The following is an 883-nucleotide window of genomic DNA, read 5'->3' on the forward strand; positions in this document are numbered from 1 at the left end:
CTCCCACCTATCCTACACATCAAAATTCAATGTTCAGTGTCAAGCTATAGTAAAGGTTCACGGGGTCTTTCCGTCTAGCCGCGGGTACACCGCATCTTCACGGCGATTTCAATTTCACTGAGTCTCGGGTGGAGACAGCCTGGCCATCATTATGCCATTCGTGCAGGTCGGAACTTACCCGACAAGGAATTTCGCTACCTTAGGACCGTTATAGTTACGGCCGCCGTTTACTGGGGCTTCGATCAGGTGCTTCTCTTTCGATTACACCATCAATTAACCTTCCAGCACCGGGCAGGCATCACACCCTATACGTCCACTTTCGTGTTTGCAGAGTGCTGTGTTTTTAATAAACAGTTGCAGCCAGCTGGTATCTTCGACCGGTTCAACCTTCAGGGGCTAGCCCTTACAATCTACGCCGGCGCACCTTCTCCCGAAGTTACGGTGCTATTTTGCCTAGTTCCTTCACCCGAGTTCTCTCAAGCGCCTGAGTATTCTCTACCTGACCACCTGTGTCGGTTTTCAGTACGGTTTAGTAAAGCCTTTCGCTTAGTGGCTTTTCCTGGAAGTGTGGTATCAGTTACTTCAGCTCCGTAGAGCCTCGTCATCATCTCTCTGTGTTAAGGAAGTCCGGATTTGCCTAAACTTCCCACCTACCAACTTAAACGCACATATCCAACAGTGCGATAACCTAACCTACTCCGTCCCCACATCGCAGCTTTACCAAGTACAGGAATATTAACCTGTTTCCCATCGACTACGCTTTTCAGCCTCGCCTTAGGAGCCGACTCACCCTGCCCCGATTAACGTTGGACAGGAACCCTTGGTCTTCCGGCGAACGGGTTTTTCACCCGTTTTATCGTTACTTATGTCAGCATTCGCACTT

General features: G+C 49.7%; 1 rRNA gene. It reads right to left on the minus strand.

Annotation, left to right across the window (positions count from 1 at the left end):
* Positions 1 to 883, minus strand: a 23S ribosomal RNA gene (locus tag HMPREF2813_RS00225); the annotation flags it as partial.

This window comes from Haemophilus sp. HMSC066A11 (assembly GCF_001811665.1).
GTDB classification, from domain to species: Bacteria; Pseudomonadota; Gammaproteobacteria; order Enterobacterales; family Pasteurellaceae; genus Haemophilus; species Haemophilus influenzae.